This is a genomic window from Glutamicibacter sp. TV12E, assembly GCF_052441935.1.
Classification (GTDB): Bacteria; Actinomycetota; Actinomycetes; order Actinomycetales; family Micrococcaceae; genus Glutamicibacter.
In genome coordinates this window covers 2,622,813-2,640,928 of sequence record NZ_JBQVVF010000001.1, presented here as the reverse complement: position 1 = coordinate 2,640,928, position 18,116 = coordinate 2,622,813, and the positions used below count along the sequence as shown (strand labels likewise).

The window sequence follows — 18,116 nt, the reverse complement described above, 5'->3', positions numbered from 1 at the left end:
AGCACCTTCTACCTTCACACTTTGCAGCCGGAGTCTTGGGCAGGGCATTGCACAGGCTCGCCCAAGGCATTGCTTCCAGCTTAGACCCGATGAATTACAGCGAGTGAATGAGCTCGACCACTTTGGTGAGCACCGTCGGATCCGTGGTCGGAGGAACACCATGCCCCAGATTCACCACATGTCCGCGAGCCTGCTTGCCGGCCTCAACCACTTCGCGCACATGGGCTTCGAGGACCTCCCACGGTGCGGTGAGCAGCGCCGGGTCGATGTTGCCCTGCACCGACACCTCCTGGCCAAGCCGGCCGATGGCGGTCTGAAGCGGAATGCGGTAGTCCACGCCCACGGTGTCCACGCCGATATCGCGCATGGCGCTCAGCAGTTCTCCGGTCCCGGTGCCAAAGTGGATCATCGGCACTCCCAGGTCGCGCACGTGGTCCAGAGCCAGGGAAGAATAGGGGGCAACATATTTTTCGTAGTCCGGCAGCGACAGCGAGCCAGCCCAGGAGTCGAAGAGCTGGGCGGCGGAAGCACCGGCTTCAACCTGCGCGCGCAGGAACAGGCCCGAGGCCTTGGCTGCCCACTTCATCAGCCCATCCCACACTTCGGGCTCGCTGTGCATCATGGTGCGCGGGCCCAGGTGGTCCCGGCTTGGCTTGCCCTCGACCATGTAGGCGGCCACGGTAAACGGCGCGCCGGCGAAGCCGATCAATGGCGTCTTGCCCAGTTCGGCCACGGTGAGCTTCACCGCTTCGCGGATTGGTTCCAGCGACTCGTCGGTGAGCTCTGGCAGCGCCGCCACCTGTTCTGCGGTGCGAATCGGAGTGTCAAGCACCGGGCCCACACCGGGAACGATGTCCACGCCGATCCCTGCCAAGCGCAGCGGGATGACAATGTCGGAGAAGAAGATCCCGGCATCAACCTTGTGGCGGCGCACCGGCTGCAAGGTGATTTCGCTGGCCATGGCGGGATCCAGGCAGGAATCCAGCATGCTCACCCCTTCGCGCAGCTTCATGTACTCAGGCAGTGAACGGCCAGCCTGGCGCATGAACCACACGGGGTGATGCGACGGCGTTTTGCCGGTCAAAGCCTGGATCAAAGCGGAATCTCGGGTACGTCCATCAAGCATCGGATGGTTCTGCGACAGGGTCATAATCCAATTCTGCCAACTCTTGAGTTTAAATGCTCATTCAGGACGTTCGCCTGAAGCCGAAGGTGAGCAACCTAACCCAGTACGGGAGCCCGAATTTAGGCAAACCTGCGTTGTTTGGCCTCCCGATCCGGCTTATTCTAGGGGCACTGTGGTTTTCTTATCTCTTGTCGCTTCGCATTCGCAGCTCGATCTTGAGACCGTCGCGCAAATTAGCGCCTCGGCCGACGGGCTGGCAGCTGCCTCCGTTAACGGCTCGGCGGCCATCAATGGTGCCGTCGTCCTTGCCACCTGCAACCGTTTCGAGGTGTACGCGGATGTTGAACAAGCCGATGACGCCGCCGATCATCTGGTAGCGACGCTGGCACAGCACACCGACCTCTCCCCCGACTTCCTGGCTCGCCGGCTGACCACCCTCGAAGGCGAACCAGTCATCGAGCACCTTTTCTCGGTGGGTGCCGGCCTGGATTCGGCCGTGGTCGGAGAACGCGAAATTGCCGGACAGGTCCGCCGCGCGCTGACCCAGGCGCAGCAGGAAAAAACCACCACCAGCAATTTGACCCGCCTCTTCCAGAACGCCACCCGAGCTGCCAAGGACGTCGGCTCGAACACCGATCTGGGAATGCAGGGCAAATCCGTTGTTTCGGTCGCCCTCGATCTTGCCGAAGAGCTGATGGCCGGCGACCGCGAGTGGTCCGAACAGGATGTTGTGCTCTTTGGCACCGGGTCCTACGCAGGGGCCACCATGGCACTGCTCAAGGAACGCGGCGTCAAGCGCATTTCTGTGTACTCGCACTCCGGCCGCGCCGCAGACTTCACCGCCAAGCGTGGCGGGTTCCCGCTTTCCGATGAGCTTTTGCCCCAGGCACTGCGTGAAGCAGATGTCATCGTTGGCTGCTCCGGCGGCGGACACCAGCTTTCGTGTACCGAGCTCGAAGAGCTGCGCGTGAAGAACCACCCGCTGATCGCCATCGACATGGCCTTGACCCACGATTTTGATCCGACGCTGGTTGAATTGCCTGACGCCGAGCTGATCACCCTTGAATCGGTCCGCATGGCGGCACCGACCGAGCAGGCCATGGCAGTGCATGCAGCAAGTCGAATCGTCAAGAAGGCCACCGCAGAGTTCGCCGCTGCCCAGCGCGAGCGCGAAGCCGATTTCGCTATTGTTGCCTTGCGCCAGCACACCAAGGCGGTTCTTGATGCAGAGATCGCCAAGGTGCGTGCGCAACACGGTTGCACCGCCGCTGCGGAAGAAGTCGAACTGGCCATGCGCCGCATGGTCCGCCAGCTCTTGCACGTCCCAACGATACGTGCCCGGGAATTGGCCGGCGAAGGCCGCACCGATGAATACGTTGCAGCCCTCGAAACCCTTTATGGCTTGGAGTTCTCCGAGCCGCAGGCCACGGAACCCGCTGCACAGCCAGTCCAGGAGCACGCCTCGGCCCTGGCAGCCAGCTGCCCGGTGAACACCGAATCAAAATCCGCGTAACTAGTACACGAGGATTGATTTTCAGTTCCGCATTCCAAGTCAAAGCATGGAATACTACTTTCAACTAGATCATTTCCCGCAAAGTTCGAGTTGCACGTGGGAGTTGATTGCCTAGCAGGTGGAAAGGCCGGATTCGACATGACGGAACTTGAAAATATCAAAGGTGCCCGTTCACAGCGCCTGCCGCGCGAAGCCCGGCGCCGTCAACTCCTGCAAGCCGCGCACCAGGTTTTTGTTGCCCATGGCTACCACCGCGCTTCCATGGATGAAATCGCAGAAGTCGCTCTCGTCTCCAAGCCGGTGCTCTATCAGCACTTCCCCGGCAAGCGTGAACTGTACCTGGCGTTGCTTGACTCGCACCTTGCCGACTTCAGCCGGCAGCTCGATGAGGCGATCGAATCAACCACCGACAACCGCCAGCGCGTCTTTGCCACCATCAACACCTACTACAGCTACATCAAGGGCGAATCCCAGGCCTACCGCCTGATTTTTGAATCCGATGTTCTCTCCGATGCCCTGATCGCGGGACGCATCGAGAAATTCAACAATGCCCTGGCCACCTCCATCGCCCGAGTTGTTGTTCAAGACACCGACATGAGTGAAGCCGAGGGCCTCTTGGCCGGCCGGGCACTGGCCGGGCTGAGCCAGGTTTCGGCACGTTATTGGGCGTCCACCGACGAAGAAGTGGACCAGTCCACGGCCGTTGATCTGATTTCGCGTTTAGCTTGGCGCGGAATTTCGCAGTTCCCCAAAGAAACATAGCTAAATTAGTCTTCAGGGAACCCATACGGGACACCTAATTCTTTCGAGAGGATCAGCGACAATCATGGAAATCCGGATTGGCATTCAGAATGTAGCCCGCGAAGTTGTACTTGAATCCGAGCTCAGCAACGCAGAAGTCAACGATCTGGTTTCAAAGGCCATCGCCGATGGAACAAGCCTGGCGCTCAAAGACCCCAAGGGCCGCGAAGTATTGATTCCATCTGCTGGGATCGCATACGTCGAGATTGGCCCAGAAGAGGTCCGCCGCGTGGGCTTCGCCCAGTAGCATTTGCACCAAGGCAGGCTTCCAGTGCCTGCAAGATATGGCTGGCTTCCCTTCAAGGGAAACCAGCCATTCTTCGTCTCAATGGTGATTTGGTTCACGCAACTGTGGTAGTGCTAAAGGGTGACCGATCGACGAATCCGCAGCCCCCGCCCAGTACCAGCCAGCGACTTGGCCCAACTCCTGCTGGGACTCGAAACGGAATTCGAGGTGCCCGCACCCTTCGACGAGGCAACCCTTGCTGCCGCCGAGACTGCGGTGGCGAATCTGGTGCTGCCCGCCGAAGATGCCACGGGGATCCCGTTTTTCACCATTGATCCAGAGGGCGCAACCGATTTGGATCAGGCCATGTATCTGGAAAAGACCGGCGATGGCTACATCGTCAACTATGCGATCGCCGATGTGCCAGCCTTTGTTGAACTTGGTGGTGCACTAGACCAGGTAGCTCGCGAACGAGGACAAACCTACTACCTCCCGCATCGCAAGATCACCCTTCACCCGCCGTTGATCTCGGAGGACCAAGGTTCCCTACTGCCCGAACAGGTCCGTCCGGCCTTTCACTGGAAAATCTCCCTTGACCAGCAGGGCGCGCTAGGTGCCATGGAACTGAAGCGCGTGCGGATCAAGTCTCGCGCCCAGCTGGACTACGCCACGGCGCAGCAACAGCTCGATGGCGGCTCGCAAGATGAACAGCTTGCACTGCTGGCCGAAATCGGCGGATTGCGAATTGATCAGGAAAGGCTGCGTGGCGGTGCCTCGCTGAATCTTCCAGACCAGGAAATCGAGCCAGACGGCGACGGCTATCGGCTGGTCAGCCGGGTGCCCCTGCCGCTGGAAGATCACAATGCCCAGATCTCCCTGCTCACCGGAATTGCCGCGGCACGCCTGATGCTCGACTCCGGGGTGGGAATTCTTCGGACCATGCCGCAGCCCGAAGAGCAAAGCCTGCAGGAGTTCCGTGCTCAAACCCAGCTGCTGGGGCAACCATGGGATGAACGGATCAGCTACGGCCAGTATCTTCATGCCTTGGATGTCAGCGATCCAAAGCAACTGGTCATCATGCATCGCGCCGCTTCCTTGTTCCGCGGGGCCGACTACCACGTCATCAATGGCCAGCCCGAGGCCGAAATGATCCAGGCCGCGCTGGCCGCACCCTACGCGCACACCACCGCCCCGCTGCGCCGCTTGGTTGACCGATTCGTGTTGCTCACCTGCCATTTGCTGACCACAGGCGAAAGCATCCCCGATGAGCTGAAATCCGCTTTGGAACAATTGCCAGCGCTGATGCGCGAGAGCTCCGCCGCGGCTAATCGAGTCAACCGCGCTTCATTGGATCTCATGGAAGCCTATGTCCTGCAAAGCCGAGTCGGCGAGCAGTTCCACGCCATCATCTTGCAAGGGCAGGGCAACGGCCAGGGCAAGGCTTCCGAAGGGCAGCTCCAGCTGGTGGATTTGCCCGTGACAGCCAGCTTCACCGGGACGGCCGAGCCAGGTTCATTGGCGACCGTGAAGCTCGTCCATGCAGATCCGCAGCGTCGAAAGATTAGCTTCGAAATCGTGGCCCAAAACTCCTAAGCCAAGGTTTTTGGGCAAAACCCGTTATGCTTGGGCTATTAGAAAATAGGATGCCCGATCGCAATGGGCTGAGAAATTAAACAGTATCTTGGTGGCTTCCCAGCGGTCACCATTCCCTGGGGCAAAGAAATTCCCTTGTGTGAAAGAAGCGATCGGCTCCGCTGGAATTGCGCGGCACCGAGCCCCTCATGCTCACAGCAGCATGGGATGAGCAGGTGCTGTGCCCACATGAAACGAGAATATTAATATCGTGAGTGACACGACTTTGGCAGCAGAGGCTGTCGAACCACAAGACAATGAAACTGTCGCGGAACCGGTCCAGGAAAGTTTTGCCGATCTGAACGTGCGCGAAGACATTGTGGCTTCGCTCTCCGAAGCAGGGATCCTTTACCCCTTCCCGATTCAGGCGCTGACCCTGCCGGTCGCCCTGGGCGGCAACGACATCATCGGCCAGGCGAAAACCGGCACCGGCAAGACCCTGGGCTTCGGCATCCCCGCCTTGCAGCGCGTGATCCGCGAAGGCGACAAGGGCTACGAGGACCTCGAATTCCCGGGCGCCCCGCAGGCCCTGATCGTGGCCCCGACCCGCGAATTGGCCATCCAGGTCGGCGCCGACCTGGCCCAGGCCTCGAAGCACTCGAACATCTCGATCACCACCATCTACGGCGGCCGCCCCTATGAAGAGCAGATCAACGCGCTCAAGGCCGGCACCGACGTCATCGTCGGCACCCCGGGACGCCTGATCGACCTGAACCGCCAGCGCGTGCTGAATCTCAAGCAGGTCAAGACCGTGGTCCTCGACGAGGCCGACGAGATGCTGGACCTGGGCTTCCTGCCCGACGTCGAGCGCATCCTGGCCGCCCTGCCGCCAGTGCGCCAGGCGATGCTGTTCTCCGCCACCATGCCCGGCGCCGTGATCACCATGGCCCGCCGCTACATGACCCGCCCGACGCACATCCGTGCCCAGGATCCAGGTGACGACGATTCGCTGACCAAGCGCAACATCCGCCAGCTGGTCTACCGCGCGCACAACATGGACAAGGACGAGATGGTCGCCCGACTGCTGCAGGCCGAGGGCCGCGGCAAGACCATCATCTTCACCCAGACCAAGCGTTCGGCCGCCAAGCTCTCCGATGAGCTGGTTGACCGCGGCTTCAACGCCGGTTCGCTGCACGGCGACTTGGGCCAGGGAGCCCGCGAACAGGCGCTGAAGGCCTTCCGATCCGGCAAGGTCGATATCCTGGTCGCCACCGATGTCGCTGCCCGCGGCATCGACGTGGACGACGTGACCCACGTGGTCAACCTGCAGTGCCCGGATGACGAGAACACCTACCTGCACCGCGTGGGGCGCACCGGCCGTGCCGGCAACACCGGTACCGCGGTCACCTTCGTGGACTGGGATTCGGTGCCTCGCTGGTCGCTGATCAACAAGGCCCTGGGCTTGAACGTGCCTGAGCCAGTGGAAACCTACTCCTCCTCGCCGCACTTCTTCGCCGACCTTGATATCCCCAAGGGCACCAAGGGGCGCCTGCCCCGGGCGAAGAAGGCCAGCAGCGCCGAGGGCGAAGGTTCCGAACGCGCTTCTGACACCCCGCGCACACCACGCCGCCGAAGCAATTCGCGCTCGCGCACTCGCACCGTCAACGGCCAGCGCACCGAAAAGCCTGCCGTTCAGGGCGAGGCAGCCGAGACAGAGAGCTCGCGCCACGGCCACTCCAAGGGCAAGCAGGATCGTCCGGCACGGGAGAACGAGCGCCACCGCGAGACTCACAAGCCTGCCACCGACGCTGAAGAGAACTCGAACGCTGCCGCGCAGGCTCGCCGTCGCCGTCCGCGCCGTCGCACCCGCAGCACCGATGAAGGCGGCCAGGACTAGTTCCCGATCCCCTCGTCAGTTCGTTTTTCCGAAAGGAACCTAAGCCAGCGGTGCTTGCTCAACCCGAAGAATCAGCAATACCTGAAACCGGACCTTCTGGCGCCGATGCGCCAGCGGGTCCGGCGACAGCCAATACCGTGTACCACGGGGATAACCTCAGTGCGCTCTCGGCCTTGCCGGAGAAGTGCTTCACGTTGATCTACGTGGATCCACCATTCAATACCGGGCGGAAGCAAACCCGCGCCCAACGCACCATGGTGCGTGCCACCGAGGGCGAAGGCGATCGCACGGGGTTCCAGGGGCGGGCCTACAACACCGAGCTGGGTACGGCACGGTCCTACCATGACACCTTCGATGACTACCTCAGCTTCATTGAGCCGCGGCTGCGCCAAGCGCATCGGCTGCTTGCAGAAGATGGCACGTTGTATGTGCACCTTGATTACCGCGAGGTGCACTACGTGAAGGTTCTCCTCGACGAGATTTTTGGCCGCGAATGCTTCCTAAACGAGCTGATTTGGGCTTATGACTATGGGGCTCGCGCCAAGAACCGGTGGCCTGCCAAGCACGACACGATCCTGGTGTATGTGAAGGATCCAAAGCGCTATCACTTTGATTCCACCGAGGTCGACCGCGAACCCTATATGGCTCCCGGCCTGGTGACCCCGGAGAAGCGCGCCCTTGGCAAGCTGCCTACCGACGTGTGGTGGCATACAATTGTTTCGCCCACCGGCAAGGAAAAGACCGGCTACCCCACGCAGAAGCCTGAAGGGATTTTGCGCCGGATCATTTCGGCGTCTTCACGCCCGGGCGACTGGGTGCTGGACTTCTTTGCAGGCTCTGGAACTACCGGCGCCGTGGCAGCCAAGCTGGGCCGCCAGTTTGTCCTGGTAGACCAGAATCCTGAAGCAATTGACGTGATGCGTTCACGGCTTCCCGAGTCAACGACCTACATCAAGGCCTGAGATCCGGTGCCTTCCTGAATAATACGTTGCAGCATTTCCGGCTCGGTGAGATTCTCACCGAGCCGGTTCAGTTTTCCGGTTCCGTGATAGTCGGAAGATCCGGTGACGATCAAATCGTGTTCGGCAGCGAGTTCAAGCAGCCAGCGTTTGCCTTCCTCGCTGTTATCCCGATGATGCACTTCCACTCCGCCCAGGCCCGCATCAATCATGTCGTGGAAGGTCGAATCAGCTACGACACGTCCGCGCTTTGATGCTTTGGGATGGGCAAAGACCGGAACGCCACCTGCTTCACGAACCAATTGCACCGCCTTGGACGGGTCTACGGCCGGGTGGGCGACATAGTAGCGCGAACGGTAAGACAGCACGTTGGCGAAAGCCTCATTGCGGTTTTCCACGACTCCGGCCGTTACCAGCGCATCGGCGATATGGGGCCGCCCTACAGTGGAGCCCGGCTGGCAATGGTTGCGCACCAGGTCCCAAGTAATCGGGTAGTCCTCAGCTAGGCGTTCAACGATGCGCTGGGCGCGAATGATGCGGGCATTCAACGCGAGGTCCAGTTCATCAAGCAGCGGTTGATAGTTGGGATCGTGGAGATAGCTCAGCAAGTGAACGCTGATGCCGTTGCGGTCCTGGCAGGTGATCTCCATTCCGGGGATAAACCCGAGGCCGATTTCTTTTGCGCTCGCTGCCGCCGGCGCCCAACCGGTGGTCTGGTCATGATCGGTCAGCGCCACCACATCCAGCCCAGCGGCAGCCGCAGAGCGCATCAGCTCGGACGGGGTTTCCGTTCCGTCGGACACATTGGAGTGGGTGTGAAGGTCAATTCGCATAAGCCTAGATTATCCCCTGCGCTGATTCTTTGCTGGGATACCGCCGATGGTGACACACTTGGACTATGACCAATCAAGATTCAACTGCACAAGGCGCAGATCAGCCGTTGGAAGACCGAGTGAACAACCGTTCCCAGCGTCCAACGTCCAAAGCATTCCAAGAATTCATGGCCTCCTCGTGGGCTGCCGATACCTCTGCATTGCCCGAACAGGATGCAGCTGCAGGCTTTGCAGCGGCCCGTCGCGCAAAGCTCTCGGAGAATTTTGCTGGCGAACGCCTTGTGATTCCGGCCGGTCCGTTGAAGGTCCGCTCCAACGACACCGACTACCGCTTCCGTCCGCACTCGGCCTTCGCGCACCTCACCGGCCTCGGCGTGGACCATGAACCAGATGCCGTGCTGGTTATGGAGCCTACCGACGATGGCGCCGGCGAAAAGGGCAGCAACCACGTTTCCACCCTGTACTTCGCTCCCATGGCGGGTCGCGACAGCAGCGATTTCTACCTGAATTCGCGTTCTGGCGAATTCTGGGTTGGCCCGCGCCCAACATTGTCGTCGTTGGCCGCCCGCACCGGCCTGCCGACCGATTCGCTGGATCAACTGGAAATGGCGATCACCAAGAATTCCGGTCCTCAGGCCCTGGGCGGCATTCGCATCCGCCTGGTGCGCGAAGTGGACCTGAATATGGATGCCCTGGTGGATACCTCGCGCATCAACACCGGGCAGGATCTGGAAGCCAGCGACGCGATGGACACCGAGCTTTCGGAGTTCGTCTCGGAAATCCGCTTGGTGAAGGACGAGTACGAAATCGCAGAATTGCGCAAGTCTGTGGCCGCCACGATCAATGGCTTCGAGGACGTCGTGCGCAGCCTGGACAAGGCCATGGCGCATCAGCGGGGTGAACGCGTAGTTGAAGGAGCATTCTTTGCCCGGGCGCGTTTGGAAGGCAACGAGCTGGGCTATGACACCATCGCTGCTTCCGGCAACAACGCAACCATCCTGCATTGGATCCGCAACACCGGTTCCGTCAACGACGGCGAGGTGCTGTTGCTCGACGCTGGTGTCGAGGCTGACTCGCTGTACACCGCCGACATCACCCGCTCGTTGCCAGTCTCCGGCAAGTACACCGACGTACAGCGCAAGGTGTACCAGGCGGTCCTGGATGCTGCTGATGCCGCGTTCGCTGCGGTGAAGCCTGGGCTAAAGTTCCGCGACTTGCACCTGATCGCTACGCGGGTACTGGCCGAGCGCCTGTCCGAATGGGGCATCCTGCCGGTCTCGGTCGACGAAGCCATGAGCCAGGAAGGCCAGCACCACCGCCGTTGGATGCCGCATGGCACCAGCCACCACCTGGGCCTGGATGTTCACGACTGCGCGCAGGCGCGTGCCGAGCTGTACCTGGATGCAGAGTTGGAGGAAGGCATGGTTTTCACCATCGAGCCTGGACTTTACTTCAAGGATGAGGACCTGGCGATTCCGGAAGAGTACCGCGGCCTGGGTGTGCGCATCGAGGATGACATTCTTGTCACCGCTGATGGCGCCGAGAACCTGAGCGCAGCCTTGCCGCGCAACCCGGATGAGGTTGAAGCGTGGATGGCCAAGCTTCGCGGCTAAGAACGGAGCCTGAAGCTTAAAAACCGAGGGTCCCGGTTCAGTTGCTCAACGCAGCTGAACCGGGACCCTCAAAGCTTTAATTCTGCTTTATGCCCCGGACTCGTTGTCCTTGGACTGGGCCGTCTGAGGGTTCTCCGGGTTCACCTTCGGCTCAACAGAGGAAAGGTCCTGCTCCGGCTGGGAGCCAGCCGAGCTGTCCCCCGCACTTGGCTTCTCCTGCTCCGGCTTCGGCGCATCCTCAGCCTGTTCCGGCAGGCTTGCTGCAGGTTCTGCTGCGGGCTGTGAATCGTTGACTCGCACGCCGTAGCGCGGACGTCCATCAGGCAAGTCAGGGAACTGGCCACGACGTTGATCACTGGACTCAGCGGGCTCCGCAGAACCCTGAGGCTGAGCCGGTGCCTGCACCGGAGCTGCTGGTGCGGCTGCTGCTTGTTGCTGCACCGGGGCCGAAGCCGGCTGCGCTGCAGCTGGATGCGGGCGCATCGGCAGTTTTGCCGCCAGGGTTCGGGCCGCCCGGGCATGTTCAAAATCGACAACCACGTCAAAGCTGGTGGCGACGAACTGGCTCGAGGATGCGAAGTCGCGCTTTCCGCGGCGGGTCGAGTAGCTCACCACACCGGCGATCATCCAGATAGCCATGCCCAAGCCAATAGACGACAGGATCTGGTACAGGCCGTTGCCGCCACCGCCAAAGAGCGAGAGCAGCAGGCCAACGAACAGGCCCATCATGCCACCCTGGGCTGCGCCGGCCAGCGCCACCTTCGGGTAGGAAAGTTTGGCCGTGACTCGCTCAACCGTGCGCACATCATTGCCGACAATGCTTACCGAAGCAACGGGAAAGTCATTGTCTGCCAGGTAGTCAACAAGCTTCTGCGCGTCGAGGTAGCTGGTGTAGCGTCCAAGCAGTTCTCCGCGAGGCAAACCGTTGGGGCTGATCGAATTTACTCCATGAGGCGAGGTCATATCTATATTGTGCACAGGTTTACTGTGAGCCTGCCTAGTTGTGAACTAACTATCGCTGAGGGTGAAAGAATCAGTTGAGAGCTTGTGGCTTTGCACACCACAATGATCAATGGGACACGATAGTCTAGAGGTGTGAGCGCACAAGTGTCTAAAATCTTCGTCGCCCGGCTTCTCGGGCTTGATGTCTTCGACCCCTTGGGCGACCGCCTGGGCCGTTTGCGCGATGTAGTTGTTGTCTCCCGCGGCCCTCAGAAGCCTGCCGCTTGTGTAGGTCTGGTGGTCGAGGTCCCCGGCAAGCGCCGGGTATTCGTGCCGATGACCCGTATCCAATCCATGGAAGCCAACCAGGTCATCTGCTCGGGCTTGGTCAATATGCGCCGCTTCCAGCAGCGTGGCCAGGAAATCCTGGTTGTTGCCGAAATGTTTGACCGCACCATCAACTTTGTCGACGGCTCGGGCCGAGGCGTCATCGAAGACGTGGGCTTGACCCAGACCCGTCGTGGCGACTGGGAAATCAACGAATACTACGTGCAACGCGGCGTCCCCACTTCCTCCCTCTTGGGCTTGCGTTCGCGTAAACGCGACAAGGTGCTGGTGTCCTGGCAGGACATTCGCCACGGCTCCCAGAACGAGCCCCAGTCCGCTGATACCTTCGTGGCTACGCACGACGAGATGAAGCCAGCCGACTTTGCCGACGCGCTGCATGAAATGAATGAAAAGCGCCGTCTGGAAATTGCCGCCCACCTGCAAGATGAGCGCCTGGCTGACGTGCTACAGGAACTTCCAGACCGCGAACAGGTTGAAATTCTCTCGGCGCTGGGCCTGGAACGCGCCGCGGACGTGCTCGAAGAAATGGATCCGGACGATGCGGCGGACCTTTTGGCCGGCATAGGTGAGGAAACCAAGCACCAGTTGCTGGATTTGATGAACGAAGACGAGGCCAAGGACGTTCGCCGCCTGCTCGCGTATCCCGAGGGCACTGCCGGTTCGGTGATGACCCCGGTGCCGGTGATTCTCACACCGGAATCAACGGTGGCAGAGGCGCTCGCCTCGGTGCGCCTGGAAGAACTGAGCCCGGCACTGGCTTCCACAGTCTATGTGGTTCGACCTCCGTTGGAAACGCCCACCGGCCGTTACCTTGGCCAGGTTCATATCCAGGCGCTGTTGCGCGCCGCTCCCCCCGAACCGCTGGGCGACATTCTTGATACCGAGCTGGAGTCCATGTCGGATCTTGCCGATATTTCAGACGTTGTCAGGCATCTGGCTACCTACAATCTCACCAGTGTCGGTGTCACCAACAAAGAAGGCCGGCTCGTTGGAGCCATTACCGTCGACGACGTGTTGGACCACATTCTTCCCGATGATTGGCGCTCACAAGACTAAACGAGCCCCACCAATAGACAGATCAGCAGAGGAGTTCCAGCTATGGCTGAGCAGCGTAAGACTAATGGCCTGGACACCCCACTGGCAGCACGACAACGATTCTGGCCTCGCTTCTCCCCCAACCCGGACCTGTTTGGCTCGGCCACGGAGAAGTTTGCCCGTTTCATGGGTACCCCGCAATTCCTGCTGTACATGACGGTGTTCTGTGCGTTCTGGCTGATCTGGAATTCCGTGGCCCCACAAGGCTGGCGTTTTGATGATGCAACTATTGGTTTCACCGCCCTGACGCTGATGCTCTCGCTTCAGGCTTCCTACGCTGCGCCGTTGCTGCTGCTGGCGCAGAACCGCCAGGATGACCGTGACCGTGTCTCGCTGTCTGAAGACCGCGCCCGCGCCGAGCGCAACCTCTACGACACCGAATATCTGACGCGAGAATTGGCTTCGCTGCGTTTGGCCCTGCGTGATGTGGCGACTCGCGACTATGTCCGCTCGGAATTGCGCAATGTGCTCGAAGAGCTGCTGGAGACCGCAGACGGTGAAGAGCTGAATCTTCGTGCCAAGAAAAAGAACAGCGGCAAGAATTCATCCCCGCAGACCGGAATCATCGAAGCGGTTGCACCCCAGCAGTCCCAGCAGCGGAAGAATACCAGCAAGTGAGCAATTCCAAAGTACTGCTTGAAGCACTGAAAACTGTCAACGATCCTGAGCTTCGCCGCCCCATCACCGAGCTAGATATGGTGCAGTCCGCCCAGCTGGATGGCCACAAAGCGCGAGTGACGATCTTGTTGACCATCGCTGGCTGCCCTATGCGCTCGACCATTGAAGCGGATGTCACCGCTGCTTTGCTGGGTGTTGCCGAAGTAGAAGATGTCGATGTCACCCTTGGCGTGATGGATCCCCAGCAGCGGGCCGCATTGCGCGAGCGGCTAGCCAGCCGGCGCACGCCGTTCTCTGATCCACAGTCCCTGACGCGTGTTATCGCGGTGGCCAGCGGCAAGGGCGGCGTGGGCAAGTCCTCGATCACCGCGAACCTCGCCGCGCATCTTGCATCCCAAGGGCTGAAGGTCGGCCTGATCGATGCCGATGTGCACGGCTTTTCCATCCCGTCGCTGATGGGCATTACGCAGAATCCCACACGCATGGACGATATGATCCTGCCCCCGGTGGCGCATGGCGTGAAGGTCATTTCCATTGGCATGTTCCTGGATTCGAATCAGGCTGTCATTTGGCGCGGGCCAATGCTGCACCGTGCCTTGGAGCAGTTCCTGTCCGATGTCTACTTTGGCGATCTGGACTACCTGTTCCTTGATCTGCCGCCAGGCACCGGAGACATGGCCATCTCGGTATCCCAGCTTTTGCCGAACAGCGAACTTCTGGTGATCACCACCCCGCAGTCCACTGCAACCGAGGTGGCCGAGCGTGCGGGAACGATTGCGCTGCAAACCGATCAGAAGGTCATCGGCGTGGTAGAAAATATGAGTTTCCTGCAGTTGCCCGATGGCACGCGCATGGAGGTCTTCGGTTCCGGCGGCGGAGAGAACCTCAGCGAATCATTGACCCGCCAATTGGGGTATGAGGTCAACTTGTTATCCCAGATCCCGTTGGAAGAATCCGTGCGCGTTGGTTCGGACCAGGGCACTCCGGTGGTGCTTGGCGCCTCGCAGTCGCCAGCAGCCCTGTCACTGCAAGAATTGGCGGAGAAACTAGTACAGCGACCGCGCGGACTAGCCGGGCGATCGCTGCCAATGTCGTTCTAAGCCTGCTGTTTTAGGTAGCTTCGGAATCAAAGGGAGCGGCTTCATTGGCCGCGAGCGGTGGCTGCTTCTGGGTTTCTGTAGCAATCGCCGTGCGGACCGGAGCCGCCGCAACATTCGGAGCGCTCTTGGCCGCGTTGATGGCGTCATCAAATTCGTCGACCAGCGCCTCCTTGATGATGCGGCGTGGATCGTACTGCCGGGGATCGAGTTTTCGCCAGTCGATGTCGGCGACTTCATCGCCGACTTCGTCGCGCAACTGCTCCTTGGCCCCATTGGCCATGCGTCGCACTTCTTTGACGAGGTTGGCTAGCTTTTTGGCGTATTCAGGCAGCTTTTCGGGGCCGAGTATGACGACCGCGAGCACCGCGAGAACTATGAACTCGCTACCGTTAATTCCAAAAAGATCCACGTAAAAAGATTACCCTGTCCCAAGCGAACTCACGAAGTCACCGCGCCACAATGCCGGCCCTGGCACCGCTGCCCACCGGTTAATTGGCGCTCCGCAGCCCCAGAGGAATTCGCGGCAACGACATGGTTTTCGCCGGGCGATTGGCCGGATTGCGATGCGCCAGGGCATCGCGAAGCATGGCGCGGCCTCGGTGGATTCGCGACCGAACCGTTCCGAGCTTCACATTGAGGATTCGGGAAACTTCCTCATAGGAGAAACCTTCCATATCGCACAATACGATGGCGGCACGGAACTCCGGAGACAGTGCGCGCAAGGCTTCTTGCACGTCCACATCCAAGTTGTTGAATTCGAAATAGCGCTCGGGGGTGATTACGTTGCCCGGCAGGCGCTCTTCAGCGCCATCGGCAAATCCATCAAAGCGGATCTTGCTCTTGCGTCGAGCCTGGTCCAGGAAGAGGTTGGTGGTGATGCGATGCAACCAGCCGCCCATCGTTCCAGGAGTGTAGCCATCCAGGGCTTTAAAGGCGCGAACGAATGCTTCCTGGGAGAGATCCTCCGCGTCGTGGCGGTTGCCAGTTAAGCGGTAAGCCAGCCTGAATACCTGTTCGCCGTGCTCATGGACCATTTGTTCCCATGTCGGCGTCGTGGTTTCTGGGGCCGAAACGGCCGAAACTGATTCACTTGGTACATTGTTCACTCTTCAAGTATGAGTTGGGAAGCTGAGCTGAAGCTAAGAATCCCCTACAGGTGAACTATCAAGTTGAACAATTTCGCTTCTCGCGCTGGGTACGATTGATACTGGCCGCCAACTGACAACGTTATTGAGGATCCCCGACCATGCCTTCGATGAATCCAGAACTCTTCGCGAGCTGGACCTACACCCAGAACCACATCAGCGAGCCCGAGCATGTTGCCCCGGTACGCGAACGTGCGGAGGACCTGGGAGTACGATGCATCGATCCAGCAGGCCGGTCCATGCTGCAGCTGCTGTGCACCTTGCGCCGCCCGCGCAACGCGGTAGAAATCGGCTCGGGAGTCGGTGTTGCTTCCCTGGCCATGCTGGAAGCCGTTGGCCCCTCACTGACCTTGACAGCAATCGAATCCGATCTGGAACATGCCAACGCCATGCGCCAGGGGTTGCGCGAGTCCGGAATTCCTTCGGCCCGTGCCAGGATCATCACCGAACGCGCCGAAAACGTGCTCTCGCGCCTGGCTGATCACGCCTATGACCTAGTGCTGATCGATGCCGGCGCTGACTTGCTGCTGGAATATGTTGCCGAAGCCAAGCGCCTTGTAGGCGTTGGCGGTGTGATTATCGTGAACAATGCCTTTGACGAGCACCGCTTGGCCAAACCGGCTGTACGAAAGTCATCCACGGTCATGACCCGTGATGCGTTGCGGATGCTGCGCGAGGACCCCCGACTGCAGACCCACCTGTTCCCCACCGAGCAAGGGTTATTCGTAGCCACCGTCATGCCGCCGGCAGCTCCAAAGCCTAGGTAGGCAGGCAAAAAGGACCGACGTGGTTGTCGGTCCTTTATTACTATCGCGTGGTTGCGATCAAGCTGAATCAGTCGGTGACCTTTAGAAGGCAGTCGCGCAGTTCGGTCGCTTCAGCGTCATTCAACTCGACGACCAGCCGTCCACCGCCATCGATTGGCAGGCGCAGGATCAGGCTCCGGCCCTCTTTAACGACTTCCATTGGCCCATCGCCAGTACGTGGCTTCATAGCAGCCATTAAGCTGTTCCCTTCGTCTGTGGCTAACGCGCGCAACAATTTTTGCGTTACGCACAACCGAATGCCTTGTCCAACATCTGCCCAGATTCCCGGCTGAGTTGGGACTCTTATCTTCTATTATTACTAATTTTCTCTCGTGTCGCTAATCACACGCCGTGACTCGAGGTCACGAATGGTATTTTCCAGAGTCGTGATTTCAGCTGCGAGCACGTCCAGCACGTCATCAACCTGATCGCAGCGGTAACCTCGCAGACCCAGGGAAAAACGCACTTTGTCGATATGTTCAGCGCGCGGATTCTCAGGGAGCAATACAGGCGGCAAAGACGCCTGGTGCTCCACCAATCCGATGATCGGCTCGTGGGGCGACTCGAAGTGCCGGCCCACGCCCAGTTTTTTGCGCTGCCCCGAGAGCAACATCGCGACTGCCCCCACCAGGAGCACCGCGATCAAGATCAGCAAGAATGGCATCGGCTTCCCCTACACCGCTTGTTCCGGGGCAGGCTGCTTATCGGCCATGCCCAGGACCAGATCCACGGCTTCGTCCGGATCATCGGTCATCGTAAACAAGTTCAAATCCTTCGCAGAGATGGCCCGTTCCGCGGCGACGGTATTGGTCAACCAGTCCACCAGCCCGCCCCAATAGGATTTGCCGACCAGGACAATTGGGAAGCTCGTGATCTTCTGGGTTTGCACCAAGGTCAAGGCCTCAAAAAGCTCATCCAGCGTGCCAAAGCCGCCAGGAAGAACGATGAACCCTTGCGAGTACTTGACGAACATGGTCTTGCGGACGAAGAAGTACCGGAAGTTCAGGCCCTTGTTCACCGACGCATTCAATCCGGTCTCGAAAGGCAGCTCAATGCCCAGCCCCACCGAAATGCCGTCATTGTCGGCGGCACCCCTATTGGCGGCTTCCATGGCGCCTGGCCCGCCACCGGTGATGGTGGTGATTCCGGCTTCAGCCAAACGGCTTCCGATGCGGTGGGCCATCTGGTAGTACGGGCTTTGCGGATCAGTCCGAGCAGATCCGAACACCGCAATCGCCGGGCCGGTCCCCGCAAGAGTGCCAAACCCGTTGACGAATTCGGATTGGATCCGCAGGACACGCCACACGTCGGTGTGTGTCACGTCTTCCTGCGGGCTCTCCAATAGGTAGTGGTCGAGCTGGTCTTCTGGACGCTTGCCTGGCCAATTCGCTTCGACGTGACGTTGCCCCGCACGAGCGTTCTCTTCGCTCTTTCGCTGATGAACCATAACTTCACTCTATCTGTAATTTCCCTGCGAGCCGGACTGTGTCGCGACACCATTAAAGTGACAGTTATGTAACAA

19 protein-coding genes are annotated in these 18,116 nt (G+C 59.9%); 11 read left to right on the top strand and 8 right to left on the bottom strand.

Annotated elements, in window-relative coordinates; genetic code table 11:
- Positions 1-94: 94 nt before the first annotated feature.
- Positions 95-1,150, bottom strand: coding sequence for a uroporphyrinogen decarboxylase (gene hemE / locus ACT7DV_RS12475; RefSeq protein WP_444662953.1), 1,056 nt, complete (start codon positions 1,148-1,150; stop codon positions 95-97).
- Positions 1,151-1,298: 148 nt separating this feature from the next.
- Here hemE and ACT7DV_RS12470 point away from each other — a divergent pair, with 148 nt between their 5' ends.
- From ACT7DV_RS12470 to ACT7DV_RS12445, 6 genes are all read left to right on the top strand, one after another.
- Positions 1,299-2,639, top strand: a complete 1,341-nt coding sequence (locus ACT7DV_RS12470; protein WP_444662951.1) for a glutamyl-tRNA reductase — start codon at positions 1,299-1,301, stop codon at positions 2,637-2,639.
- A gap of 138 nt (positions 2,640-2,777) precedes the next feature.
- Positions 2,778-3,401, top strand: coding sequence for a TetR/AcrR family transcriptional regulator (locus tag ACT7DV_RS12465; RefSeq protein WP_444662950.1), 624 nt, complete (start codon positions 2,778-2,780; stop codon positions 3,399-3,401).
- Positions 3,402-3,465: 64 nt separating this feature from the next.
- Positions 3,466-3,687 carry a DUF3107 domain-containing protein gene (locus ACT7DV_RS12460; RefSeq protein WP_022873951.1) on the top strand — a complete coding sequence of 74 codons (222 nt, stop codon included), beginning with the start codon at positions 3,466-3,468 and terminating at the stop codon, positions 3,685-3,687.
- A 120-nt stretch (positions 3,688-3,807) separates the two neighbouring features.
- On the top strand, positions 3,808-5,259 hold the full coding sequence (locus ACT7DV_RS12455; RefSeq protein WP_444662947.1) for an RNB domain-containing ribonuclease: 1,452 nt from the start codon (positions 3,808-3,810) through the stop codon (positions 5,257-5,259).
- A 250-nt stretch (positions 5,260-5,509) separates the two neighbouring features.
- Positions 5,510-7,135: a DEAD/DEAH box helicase gene (locus tag ACT7DV_RS12450; RefSeq protein ID WP_444662945.1), complete on the top strand. Its 1,626-nt coding sequence runs from the start codon at positions 5,510-5,512 to the stop codon at positions 7,133-7,135.
- Between the two features lie 77 nt (positions 7,136-7,212).
- Positions 7,213-8,097: a DNA-methyltransferase gene (locus ACT7DV_RS12445; RefSeq protein ID WP_444664854.1), complete on the top strand. Its 885-nt coding sequence runs from the start codon at positions 7,213-7,215 to the stop codon at positions 8,095-8,097.
- Here ACT7DV_RS12445 and ACT7DV_RS12440 read toward each other — a convergent pair.
- Positions 8,082-8,927 (bottom strand): PHP domain-containing protein, encoded by an 846-nt coding sequence (locus tag ACT7DV_RS12440; protein WP_444662944.1) that lies wholly within the window; start codon positions 8,925-8,927, stop codon positions 8,082-8,084. The genes ACT7DV_RS12445 and ACT7DV_RS12440 overlap by 16 nt on opposite strands.
- 65 nt (positions 8,928-8,992) lie before the next feature.
- On the opposite strand from ACT7DV_RS12440, the gene ACT7DV_RS12435 reads away from it, so the two are divergent.
- The gene (locus ACT7DV_RS12435; RefSeq protein WP_444662942.1) at positions 8,993-10,540 is read left to right on the top strand and encodes an aminopeptidase P family protein; all 1,548 of its coding nucleotides are present in this window, start codon (positions 8,993-8,995) and stop codon (positions 10,538-10,540) included.
- 87 nt (positions 10,541-10,627) lie between these two features.
- On the opposite strand, the gene ACT7DV_RS12430 is transcribed toward ACT7DV_RS12435, so the two are convergent.
- Entirely contained in the window at positions 10,628-11,503 is an 876-nt protein-coding gene (locus tag ACT7DV_RS12430; protein WP_444662940.1) for a general stress protein, read from the bottom strand.
- 132 nt (positions 11,504-11,635) lie between these two features.
- Here ACT7DV_RS12430 and ACT7DV_RS12425 point away from each other — a divergent pair, with 132 nt between their 5' ends.
- The 3 genes from ACT7DV_RS12425 to ACT7DV_RS12415 are packed head-to-tail and all read left to right on the top strand — an operon-like array spanning position 11,636 to position 14,643.
- Positions 11,636-12,886, top strand: a complete 1,251-nt coding sequence (locus tag ACT7DV_RS12425; RefSeq protein ID WP_444662938.1) for a magnesium transporter MgtE N-terminal domain-containing protein — start codon at positions 11,636-11,638, stop codon at positions 12,884-12,886.
- A 42-nt stretch (positions 12,887-12,928) separates the two neighbouring features.
- Positions 12,929-13,543, top strand: coding sequence for a DUF1003 domain-containing protein (locus ACT7DV_RS12420; protein ID WP_444662936.1), 615 nt, complete (start codon positions 12,929-12,931; stop codon positions 13,541-13,543).
- The gene (locus ACT7DV_RS12415; RefSeq protein ID WP_444662934.1) at positions 13,540-14,643 is read left to right on the top strand and encodes an Mrp/NBP35 family ATP-binding protein; all 1,104 of its coding nucleotides are present in this window, start codon (positions 13,540-13,542) and stop codon (positions 14,641-14,643) included. The genes ACT7DV_RS12420 and ACT7DV_RS12415 overlap by 4 nt, the downstream gene beginning before the upstream one ends.
- 10 nt (positions 14,644-14,653) lie before the next feature.
- Here ACT7DV_RS12415 and ACT7DV_RS12410 read toward each other — a convergent pair whose 3' ends face one another.
- The gene (locus tag ACT7DV_RS12410) at positions 14,654-15,052 is read right to left on the bottom strand and encodes a sec-independent translocase (RefSeq protein WP_444662933.1); all 399 of its coding nucleotides are present in this window, start codon (positions 15,050-15,052) and stop codon (positions 14,654-14,656) included.
- A gap of 79 nt (positions 15,053-15,131) precedes the next feature.
- Positions 15,132-15,677 carry an RNA polymerase sigma factor SigE gene (sigE, locus tag ACT7DV_RS12405; protein WP_444664853.1) on the bottom strand — a complete coding sequence of 182 codons (546 nt, stop codon included), beginning with the start codon at positions 15,675-15,677 and terminating at the stop codon, positions 15,132-15,134.
- A 212-nt stretch (positions 15,678-15,889) separates the two neighbouring features.
- Here sigE and ACT7DV_RS12400 point away from each other — a divergent pair, with 212 nt between their 5' ends.
- Positions 15,890-16,555, top strand: coding sequence for an O-methyltransferase (locus ACT7DV_RS12400; protein WP_444662931.1), 666 nt, complete (start codon positions 15,890-15,892; stop codon positions 16,553-16,555).
- A gap of 67 nt (positions 16,556-16,622) precedes the next feature.
- Here ACT7DV_RS12400 and ACT7DV_RS12395 read toward each other — a convergent pair whose 3' ends face one another.
- The 3 genes from ACT7DV_RS12395 to ACT7DV_RS12385 form a co-directional block, all read right to left on the bottom strand.
- Entirely contained in the window at positions 16,623-16,790 is a 168-nt protein-coding gene (locus tag ACT7DV_RS12395; RefSeq protein ID WP_074439749.1) for a DUF3117 domain-containing protein, read from the bottom strand.
- A gap of 123 nt (positions 16,791-16,913) precedes the next feature.
- Positions 16,914-17,258, bottom strand: coding sequence for a DivIVA domain-containing protein (locus tag ACT7DV_RS12390; RefSeq protein ID WP_444662928.1), 345 nt, complete (start codon positions 17,256-17,258; stop codon positions 16,914-16,916).
- Between the two features lie 9 nt (positions 17,259-17,267).
- Positions 17,268-18,041, bottom strand: coding sequence for an LOG family protein (locus ACT7DV_RS12385; protein ID WP_444662926.1), 774 nt, complete (start codon positions 18,039-18,041; stop codon positions 17,268-17,270).
- Between the last annotated feature and the right edge of the window lie 75 nt (positions 18,042-18,116).

What these genes read in the sequence shown, in the direction of transcription:
- ACT7DV_RS12400 (WP_444662931.1), top strand. Translation starts at nt 15,890, where the DNA reads ATGCCTTCGATGAATCCAGAACTCTTCGCGAGCTGGACCTACACCCAG.
- ACT7DV_RS12435 (WP_444662942.1), top strand. Translation starts at nt 8,993, where the DNA reads ATGACCAATCAAGATTCAACTGCACAAGGCGCAGATCAGCCGTTGGAA.
- hemE (WP_444662953.1), bottom strand. Translation starts at nt 1,150, where the DNA reads ATGACCCTGTCGCAGAACCATCCGATGCTTGATGGACGTACCCGAGAT.
- ACT7DV_RS12465 (WP_444662950.1), top strand. Translation starts at nt 2,778, where the DNA reads ATGACGGAACTTGAAAATATCAAAGGTGCCCGTTCACAGCGCCTGCCG.
- ACT7DV_RS12395 (WP_074439749.1), bottom strand. Translation starts at nt 16,790, where the DNA reads ATGGCTGCTATGAAGCCACGTACTGGCGATGGGCCAATGGAAGTCGTT.
- ACT7DV_RS12430 (WP_444662940.1), bottom strand. Translation starts at nt 11,503, where the DNA reads ATGACCTCGCCTCATGGAGTAAATTCGATCAGCCCCAACGGTTTGCCT.
- ACT7DV_RS12390 (WP_444662928.1), bottom strand. Translation starts at nt 17,258, where the DNA reads ATGCCATTCTTGCTGATCTTGATCGCGGTGCTCCTGGTGGGGGCAGTC.
- ACT7DV_RS12385 (WP_444662926.1), bottom strand. Translation starts at nt 18,041, where the DNA reads ATGGTTCATCAGCGAAAGAGCGAAGAGAACGCTCGTGCGGGGCAACGT.
- ACT7DV_RS12440 (WP_444662944.1), bottom strand. Translation starts at nt 8,927, where the DNA reads ATGCGAATTGACCTTCACACCCACTCCAATGTGTCCGACGGAACGGAA.
- ACT7DV_RS12460 (WP_022873951.1), top strand. Translation starts at nt 3,466, where the DNA reads ATGGAAATCCGGATTGGCATTCAGAATGTAGCCCGCGAAGTTGTACTT.
- ACT7DV_RS12420 (WP_444662936.1), top strand. Translation starts at nt 12,929, where the DNA reads ATGGCTGAGCAGCGTAAGACTAATGGCCTGGACACCCCACTGGCAGCA.
- sigE (WP_444664853.1), bottom strand. Translation starts at nt 15,677, where the DNA reads ATGGTCCATGAGCACGGCGAACAGGTATTCAGGCTGGCTTACCGCTTA.